The following is a 1,139-nucleotide window of genomic DNA, read 5'->3' as shown; positions in this document are numbered from 1 at the left end:
GTTACAACCATCGCATCCAGATCATACTCCTGCACATCTTCGGCAAATACCGCACTACTCCCTAAGAATACGTTGCCGCAAATCAATGCGCTCATCAATAAACCTTTACTAGCCAATTTTTTCACAGATATACCTCCATTCACTCATCAAAAAAATCAACGAAGTACATATTAAGCACCTGAAATTATTTGGATTGAGTCTTAATATGCATTTTCTCTTTTATATGTTATAATACTGTGTATAGCAGCTAGACAGTCAAGGGGGGAAACGCTAAAAATGTCAAAAAATCTACAAAATTACTTTACGACCGGTGAATTATCACAGCTTTGCAAAATTCCCCGCAAGACACTGCTTTACTATGACAAGCTGGGATTGATTACCCCAGAACTTGTCGATGAAAACGGTTACCGCTATTACAAGCGCAGTCAGCTGTTTTTGCTGCAGCTGATTCTTACGCTACGCCAGCTTGAGGTACCGATTGCACGCATCAAGGATTATCTTGCCAACCGCTCGCCGCAAAACTATCGTGATTTATTTAATGAGCGCATAGATTTCTTCACGCAGGAAATCGCCCGTCTGCAAGCCATGAAAACAGAGCTGCAGAGCGAATTAGGCAAGCTCGACCATATTGCGGACATTACTCTGGATAAAATTATGCTTGTCCATGATCAGGCACATTATCTTTATCTGAGCAATGCTACCGAAGAAAATGAATGCTTTAAAAAGCGTTCTTCGCATATCGCCAGAATGTTCACCCATCTGCGAAATGATACTGCCTTAACAACCAACGGCTTTGGTTATATTTACGATACGGAAATTTTGCAGGATTTCGCAAGCAAGCATCTGAAGCATTATTTTTATACGCTTCATGACAAGCTCCCTACACCGCATTGTTATCAAAAACCCGCAGGCGATTATCTGACGCTATATTTTCAAGGCGTCTACATGTTCAACAACAAAAAGTATCTGCAAATGCTGGCAGAATATTGCAAGGAGCATCAGCTTACACCGATATCACCGCTTTATGTCACATCTCTATGCGACTACTGGTTGACAGGCGATATGGATAAATATATTTACAAGCTGGAGCTGCAGATAAAATAATTATTTATAGCGCACAAAAACCCCGCGGCAGTCGC

The 1,139-nt window shown here is 41.3% G+C and carries 1 protein-coding gene; it reads left to right on the top strand.

Annotated features, from left to right (window positions below):
- Positions 1-276: 276 nt before the first annotated feature.
- Positions 277-1,104 (top strand): MerR family transcriptional regulator, encoded by an 828-nt coding sequence (locus BN587_RS02365; RefSeq protein ID WP_021719546.1) that lies wholly within the window; start codon positions 277-279, stop codon positions 1,102-1,104.
- The last annotated feature ends 35 nt before the right edge of the window (positions 1,105-1,139 follow it).

Origin of the sequence: Phascolarctobacterium succinatutens CAG:287, from assembly GCF_000434895.1 — a bacterium.
Classification (GTDB): Bacteria; Bacillota; Negativicutes; order Acidaminococcales; family Acidaminococcaceae; genus Phascolarctobacterium_A; species Phascolarctobacterium_A succinatutens_A.
The sequence above is the reverse complement of the archived record's forward strand: the minus strand, read 5'-3'. Positions and strand labels throughout refer to the sequence as shown.

What these genes read in the sequence shown, in the direction of transcription:
- BN587_RS02365 (WP_021719546.1), top strand. Translation starts at nt 277, where the DNA reads ATGTCAAAAAATCTACAAAATTACTTTACGACCGGTGAATTATCACAG.